This window comes from Pseudomonas brassicae, assembly GCF_010671725.1.
GTDB lineage: Bacteria > Pseudomonadota > Gammaproteobacteria > Pseudomonadales > Pseudomonadaceae > Aquipseudomonas > Aquipseudomonas brassicae.
Genome location: NZ_JAAHBU010000370.1, coordinates 1 through 7627, shown reverse-complemented (window position 1 = coordinate 7627; position 7627 = coordinate 1). Strand labels below are relative to the sequence as shown.

At 66.5% G+C, this 7627-nt stretch carries 4 protein-coding genes and 1 pseudogene; 3 read left to right on the top strand and 2 right to left on the bottom strand.

Annotated features, from left to right (window positions below; genetic code table 11):
- Nucleotides 1-118: 118 nt before the first annotated feature.
- The 3 genes and pseudogenes from G3436_RS21810 to G3436_RS21800 all read left to right on the top strand — a co-directional run bounded on the left by G3436_RS21810 (nucleotide 119) and on the right by G3436_RS21800 (nucleotide 5606).
- Nucleotides 119-857, top strand: a pseudogene (locus tag G3436_RS21810) (substrate-binding periplasmic protein).
- Between the two features lie 96 nt (nucleotides 858-953).
- A complete protein-coding gene (locus G3436_RS21805) occupies nucleotides 954-3704 on the top strand; it encodes a dermonecrotic toxin domain-containing protein (protein WP_163949350.1) in 2751 nt (916 codons plus the stop codon).
- Between the two features lie 3 nt (nucleotides 3705-3707).
- A complete protein-coding gene (locus G3436_RS21800; RefSeq protein WP_163949346.1) occupies nucleotides 3708-5606 on the top strand; it encodes a hypothetical protein in 1899 nt (632 codons plus the stop codon).
- A gap of 22 nt (nucleotides 5607-5628) precedes the next feature.
- Here the strand turns inward: G3436_RS21800 and G3436_RS21795 are convergent, their stop codons facing one another.
- Together G3436_RS21795 and G3436_RS21790 are read right to left on the bottom strand one after the other, a co-directional pair.
- Nucleotides 5629-6405 carry a divergent polysaccharide deacetylase family protein gene (locus G3436_RS21795; RefSeq protein ID WP_163949343.1) on the bottom strand — a complete coding sequence of 259 codons (777 nt, stop codon included), beginning with the start codon at nucleotides 6403-6405 and terminating at the stop codon, nucleotides 5629-5631.
- Nucleotides 6405-7627 (bottom strand): S41 family peptidase (locus G3436_RS21790; protein ID WP_163949339.1); only part of this gene is annotated, 1223 nt, incomplete at its 5' end. The genes G3436_RS21790 and G3436_RS21795, both read right to left, overlap by 1 nt.

The following is a 7627-nucleotide window of genomic DNA, read 5'->3' as shown; positions in this document are numbered from 1 at the left end:
GCAGGCACCCTGGAACCCTGTGGGAGCTGGCTTGCCAGCGAAGGGGCCCGACGGGCCACTGCATAAGCATTTGCTGTTAAGGTGATGCAGGCACATCGCCAGGGAATGGGTCCATCCTATGTTCACTCGCTTGCTCGTCGTGCTCGTCAGCCTCTTCTCCCTTGCCGCCCTCGCCCGCGCCGACGAACCCTGGTGCTGCTCACCGAGAACTTCCCGCCCTACAACATGGCCAGCGATGGCAAGAACTTCGCCCGCGAAGACAAGATCCAGGGCATCGCCGCCGACCTTGTGCGCGAGATGTTCAAGCGTGCCGACATCGCCTACAGCATGACCCTGCGCTTTCCCTGGGAGCGTATCTACCAGCAGGCACTGACCACGCCCAACCACGGTGTGTTCGTGATGGCGCGCCTGCCCGAGCGCGACAAGCTGTTCAAATGGGTCGCCCGATCGGGCCGGATGACTGGATCCTGCTGGCCCGCCCCGACAGCACCCTTACCCTGGAACGCCTCGACGATGCTCGCGGCCTGCGGATCGGCGCCTACCGGGGCGACGCCATCGCCCAGCACCTGAGCAAGCAAGGCCTCAAGCCGATCACCGTGCTGCGTGACCAGGACAACGCCGGCAAGTTGCTCAAGGGTGAAATCGACCTGTGGGCCACCGGCGACCCGGCCGGGCGCTACCTGGCGCGCCAGGTCAATATCACCCAGCTCAAGACCGTGTTGCGCTTCAATGGCGCGCAACTGTACCTGGCCCTGAACGCCAAGGTGCCGGATGCGGTGGTGGCAAAACTGCAGTTGGCACTTGAGCAGATGCGCGAAGAAGGCGTCGTCGACCAGGTGTTCGCGCGCTACCTGTAGCGTCTAGATAGTTACCACCCGGCGGGTGGCCCCTGCGGTTCTGATCGTTGAGCGCTGCCAGGCCTGGCAGCACTCAACCTCACCGAAGGTGCTCCCATGCCATTGCACACCCTGCAAACCACCCCTGAACCTGACCCGCGCAACGTGCTTTCGACCACGTTGGCCGCAGCCTTCGACGCGCGCCCGAGCTTGCGCGCGGTCGGCCGGCAACTGCTCGCACGTCTGCTTGAAGAGGCCTTCCCCGGCCTGCTCTGCGATGTTTCTGCGCTGTACCTGTATGTGCCCGAAGGGGAGCATTTCGCCAAGCGCCCGCTGCTGGACGCGGCGCTGGACAACCTGTGCCACTGGGAGCCGCTGGAGTTCGACGCCGCGTCGGGGCTGGTCGGCTACCTGGGCGACGGTGGCCACACGGTGCTCAAGTACCAGGGCGCCTGGCTGCCGGCTGGCGAGGTGCGTACGGTGCTGAAAGTGTTCGCTGAAGAGCTGCTCGCGGCCTGCCAGCAGGCCTTGATCGACTACTGGCAGGCCACCGGCAGCCAGGGTGTGTCGCGCCTCAGCGGGTTGAGCCTGACGCTGGCGCAGGCACTGGCGCCGCAAGCGCGCAGTCACCAGCGCTGGGCACCGATGGTGTCGCAGGTACTGCTGTGCGCCCACCAGCAGGCCCGCCGTGAACAGTATGGTGCAGCGGCGGTCGAGGCCTGCCTGGTCAATGTGCAGGTCACCACGCAATCGCGCAGCGATACCTTGCTGCTGGCCGACCTGCTGCTGGTGCGTGGCGACGACGTGCTGTGGTGCAAGCCCGATGGCCAGGCCCGAGGCTTCACCGCGCAGGCGGATTTCGCCAAGGCGCTGGCTGCCGAACTGGAGGCCACCTACCCGGTCGCCGGGTTGAGCTGGCAACGGGTCGAAATCGAGCAGAACGTGTTTGTCGTGCAGGCCGAGGCGCTGCTCAACCAGCAGTTGCAGGACATCGCGGCACTGCGTGTGCAGGGCAGCACGGTGTCGGCGCTGGAGCAGGCGTTCGCCAGGGTCACCGACCTGTCGCTGCGCCTGTCCGGCAACCGCGCGCTGGCGCTGCGTGACCACAGCCTGTCAGCGCATGTGCCGCAGTGGTTGCAGCAGGCTTCGGCACTCGACTACTTCGCGTACCAGGCGTACTGGATGAGCCTGGTTCAGGCGCAACTGAGCAGTGCCGGCAAGAGCTTCGACCATGACATTCCCTCGCTGCGCGACTATGCCGCCCAGCGTCTGCGCGAGGCCATGCTCAGCGACCACCCGGACAGCCGTGTGGATCCCTACCATCTGGTACTGACCTTTCACGTGCCCTATGGCCAGGGGGGGTTCGGCTTTGTCGAGAAAGTGCCGCTGCTGTTCGTCGATGCCGCGCTGGAAAACCTCGCCGGCCTGCCCAAGGGTACGCTGGTGCTGTCGTTGGACAGCGAACAGGCGCCCCCTGACTGGCTGACGCCGGCGTACGTCAAGGCGCTGATCCAGCGCGTCGATGTGGGGGCCGGTTATCTACAGCTGCTGGAGCAGCAACTGCACGCCGACAGCGCACAGCGTGCAGTCCGCCAGCGCCTGTTCAGCGAACAGTTGCGGGCGCAACTGCCACTGCTGGCGCTGGAACACAAGATAAAGCGCGAGCATGGCTTCACCCGTGAAGGCTATCGCTGCGTCAGCTATGCCATGAGCACCACCCGGGCAGCGGCGGTCAGCGTGCGGCCGCTGACGTTTCTGGCAGGCGCGGACGCGGCTGCCGACGTGGTCAGCAACATGTTCGTGTTGAAGCGGCCCGACAGCGCCGTGCTGGTGCTGTATCGCCCGCTGTTCGAGCCGGTGTTGCAGCAGTTTGCCGACGAGGCGGCGCTGTTCAAGGCGCTCAAGCACAAGACGCTGGCCGACAGCGTGCTCAACTGGATGAGCGACAGTGCCAGGCCGGTGTATGACCATGACGGCTTCGCGCACCCGCACCTGGGGGTCGCGGTCGACGACGACTTCATCGTCCTGCCGGGCAACACGCCACGCCTTGGCGGTACGCCGCTGGCCGGGGACCTACTGCTGCACCTGTACCAGGCCAACCTGGACGCGTTGAAGCGCCTGGCCGACCGGCAGTCGACCTCCAATGCCGAGAGCCGCTGGGCGATGGTCAAGGAGGGTGGCTGGCTGCTGTTCAACATCGTGTTGCCGCTGGTGCGCGGGCCGGCGGCGGTGGCCGGCTGGCTGCTGCAACTGGTGTCGAGCCTGGAGAACGACCTTTCGCAGCTCAGCCATGGCAACGATGAAGAGCGTGCCCAGGCGCTGGTCGACCTGTTGTTCAACCTCGCCACCCTGTTCATGCACGGTGTGGGCGGTATTGACAGCGTGCGCCAGCCCGGGCCTGCGCTCAAGCCGGTGCCAGCCGACATGTTGACCCAGGGGCCGCCTGCGCGCGTGGCGGGCAGCGCGCCCACCACGGGCATGGTGTTGCCGGTGTTGCTGCCACAGGTGCTGAAGGTCGGCCAGGCTGAACAGCTGAACACGGCACTGGAGTTTTCCTGGCGCGCGCGCCACCCGTCCCCCAGTGTGCACCTGCAGCGCCTGCTGGATGCGCTGCAGGTGCAGATCGGCGAGCGGGCGTCGGTACGTGTCGACAGCGGTGCCGGCAAGGGGCTGCTGCGCGTCGGCAGCGAGCTTTACGTACAGATCGAGCGGCAGGTGTTTCGCGTGGTGCAGCAGGGCGATGGGTTCTACATCGCCGACCCGCAGGCGCCGCACGGGGCACGCCGCGGGCCCTGGCTGCGCCTGGACGAGAACGATCAATGGCAGCTGGACCTGCGCCTGCGCCTGCGTGGCGGCGGGCCGAAGTGACGCTTGAGCCTCGCGCAGCGCAAGCTTGAGGCTGCGCAAAAAATGCAGGAAGTGCCGGCACGCATGGCGGTGGCGCAGCACACCTGTGCCAGCGCCGGCCTGGCCAACCTGCCCAGGCTCAATGTACTGGACAGCCGGCTGGCAGTGCTGTTCAAGCAGCAGCGTGCCTATCAGGTGGACCGCAGCGCCTCGCGGCTGGTCGAGCTTAAGCTGGCGCGTGAACTGGCAAAAAATGCCGAGCAGGCCTATGTGGCCGACCAGGACGCGTACATCAAGCAGGTCGAGGGCTTACTGGCGCTGTGCCTGGAAGCGGAGGACACCTACAAGGCCGCCGATCGCTTCGGGCTGATCAAGAGTGCCGACTACCGTGCGCGGCGAGTCGTGCTGTACAAGGCGCAGGCGCAGGCACGCCTGCAGTTGCAAAGCCAGTACCACAGCAAGAGCTTCAAGATTGCCCTGAACGATGCCTGGTTCGAAAATGCCTTTGCCGTCACCCTGGGCGAAACACCTTTGCCGGGCTCGGCGCTGGCCGAGGCCTATGCTGCGCTGGAGCACTACCATCAATTGGCGCTGGCGATGTCCGAGGCGGTCGACCAGATGCTCGTGGAGCTCAAGGCAGACCCGGCGCTGCGCGAGCAGGCTGGCGAAGTAGAGGCCGACATCGCCTCCCGGCGCGTGCAGCTCAAGACCGTGAGCACGGTACAGCTGCGTACCGGCTACATGGAAATGCTTGCCTACATGTGCCTGGACACGCGCATTGCCGATCTGGAGCAGCGCCAGCAGTTCAAGCAGCGCCTCACCGACCCTGAAGTCTTCGCGGGCGTGTTGTCGCGTGAACAGATGAGCGTCGATCCTGCAGCCTTCACCGCGCAAGAGCGTGCAGCCGTGCTGGAAGAAGCGCTCAGCTGTTATTCCCGTGCTCGGGCCAGCGCACTGTATGTGGCCGAGCTGTACCCGCCGGTGGCGGGCAAGGACTACCTGGCGATCTACCTTGAGGTGGTGGAGCGCCTGCGCCTGAGTGCCGAGCAGGAGCTGGGCGCCCTGCTGGTGGCACCTCCCGCCGTGCCTGCCAGGCCCGTGCCTGCGCGCAAGTACAAGGTCATCCATACCCGCTCGCGCCGTGTGCTGGTGGGGCGTCGACGCGAGCCCGTGGCCGGTGAGCCGGGCGAGGTGGTAGACATCGACAGTGCCAGCGGTGAGCGTGTGGTGGCCACGTTCCGCGAGCATGCCAGCGATGACTGGAACGAAGTGAAGAGCGTGCTGCCCGCGCCGAGCACCGGGTTGAAGTCGCGCAAGGCATTGCGCCGCGTGGGGCGTCAGTACCTGGACCGCATGGCGGCACTCACACTCAAGCAGCAGGGCTTTATCGATTCCGAGCACGCGCCGGCCGATATTGCTTACCCGCTGGAGGCCCTGGCGCACAACCTTGGCGACGTGGCGGCGCAGTTCCAGCGTCACGAAGGCTTGCTGGCGGCGGAGCAGGCCTTTGTCGAGGAGCTGGCCACGGCAGCGCAAGCCCTGCGTACGGCAGCCCGCGACATTCGCGTGCGCATGTGCAAGGCGCAAAAGCCCACCGCGCGAAACCTGTTGTACCTGTGGGAGCAGAAGCAGGTGAAGATTGTCGCGCTGGGCGCCCGCAAGCCGCTCAAGGCCGGTGACCTGATCGATGAATACGAGGTGTCGATTCGCGGTGGCGGCACGTGGTACGTGCACTTGCACTATCCTGCGCTGCAGACGCCGGTGCAGGCGTTCAGCAAAGGCCACATCAAGCTCGCGGCGCAACGCCTGCTGGGTTATGCCGACCTGCTCAAGAACGCCAACTCGCGTGGCGCACTCCCGGAAATCTGGCGTGCCGACCTGACGCCGATGTTCATCAAGGGCTGGTTCCCGCTCAGGGCCTGATCGCGCCGGCCTGGCCTGACCCTCACTGGCTGCTGCCGTTGCCCCGGTAGCGGCCAGCCGGGCCATGGGCCGGCATCGCCAGGTTGGCGCGTTCGGCGATCATCTGCTGAATTTCGATCCAGTCCACACCCTGGGCCTTCAGCCGCGGCAACTCGCGCTCCAGCACCTCCAGGGTCTGCGGGTAGGGGTGGCCGATGATCACCACCGAGCCCTGCTTGCGCGCCAGCGCTATGGCCAGGCGCAATTGCCCGGCAATCGCCTCGGGGGTGCGTACATCGTCCAGGAACACATCCCGCGACAGGCTCGCCAGCCCTTGTGCCTGCGCCTTGGCGGCGGCCACCGTGGCCGCGCTGGTGCGGCTGTCGAGGAAGAACAGGTGCCGGTGCTGCAGCTCAGCCATCAGCCAGCCCATGGCCTGCGGCTCTGCGGTCATGCGGCTGCCCATGTGGTTGTTGATGCCGCTGGCGTACGGCACCTTGCGCAGCGCGGCGTGCAGGCGTTGTTCCAGCTCGGGTAGCGGGGTGCCCGGGTGCCAGGCGTAGGGGCCGGTGGCCGGGTCCATGGGCATATGCAGGATCACCGTTTTGCCGGCCTGGTGCGCCTGGCGGGCGAATTCGCTGGCGTGCGGGGTATCGGGCATCACCGCCAGGGTGACCGGGCCGGGCAGCGCCAGGGTGCGCGCATCCCGCGCCGGGCTCTGGCCCAGGTCATCGATGATCAGCGTGAGGTAGGCCTTGGCCGGCGTCGCATGGGCGGCACCGGCCAACAGGCAGAGCAGGGCCAGCAGCAGCGGGCGCATCACTTGCCGCTGGTGATGCTCAGGCCCTTGAGCAGGCTCAGGGCCTGGCTGAGCTGGAAGTCGTCGTCCTGCGGGCGCTCCTTCTTGCTCGCCGCCTTGCCCGACGGCCGGTCGGCACCGCCGTTGCCATTGCCCAGGTGACCTTGCAGGTCGGCTTCCTTGAAGTTGTCGTTGTCCTGCTCGCTGGTGATCTTGGCGCGGCGCACCTCGATGTCCGGCACGATGCCCTGGGCCTGGATCGAGCGGCCATTGGGGGTGAAGTACAGCGCGGTGGTGATCTTCAATGCGCGGTCGTTGTTCAGCGGTAGCACGGTCTGCACCGAGCCCTTGCCGAAGCTGTCGGTGCCCATCAGCACGCCGCGCTTCTGGTCTTGCAGGGCGCCGGCGACGATCTCCGAAGCCGAGGCACTGCCGCCGTTGATCAGCACCACCAGCGGCACGCCTTCGCTGGCGTCGGCCGGGTCGGCCGAGAAGCGCAGCTCGGAATTGGCGATGCGGCCCTTGGTGTACACGATCAGGCCCTTGGTCAGGAAGTGGTCGGCCACTTCGACCGCCGACTGCAGCACGCCGCCAGGGTTGTTGCGCAGGTCCAGCACCAGCCCGCGCAGCTTCTTGCCGTTGTCCTTGCGCAGCTTGGCCAGGGCCTTGCCGACTTCTTCGCCGGTCTTGACCTGGAACTGGGTGATGCGGATATAGCCGTAGCCGTCTTCGAGCAACTGCGCCTTGACGCTCTTGACCTGGATCACCGCCCGCGCCAGGGTCACGTCGAAGGGCGTGCCGCCATCGCGTACCAGGGTCAGGGTGATCTTCTGGCCGATCTTGCCGCGCATCTTGTCGACCGCCTCGGTCATGGTCTGGCCGCGGGTCGGCTGGCCGTCGATCTTCACGATCAGGTCACCGGCCTCGATGCCGGCACGCGAGGCCGGGGTGTCGTCGATCGGTGACACCACCTTGACGAAACCGTCCTCCATGCCCACTTCGATGCCCAGCCCGCCGAACTCGCCGCTGGTGCTTTCCTGCAGCTCCTGGAAATCTTCCGGGCCCAGGTAGGCCGAATGCGGGTCGAGGTTGCTGAGCATGCCCTTGATGGCGTTTTCCAGCAGGGTCTTGTCGTCGACCGGTTCCACATAGGCCGCCTTGATGCGGTCCATCACCTCGGCAAAGGTGCGCAGCTCTTCGAGCGGCAGCGGCGCCTTGGCGCTGGCCGTGGTCGGGGCCACCT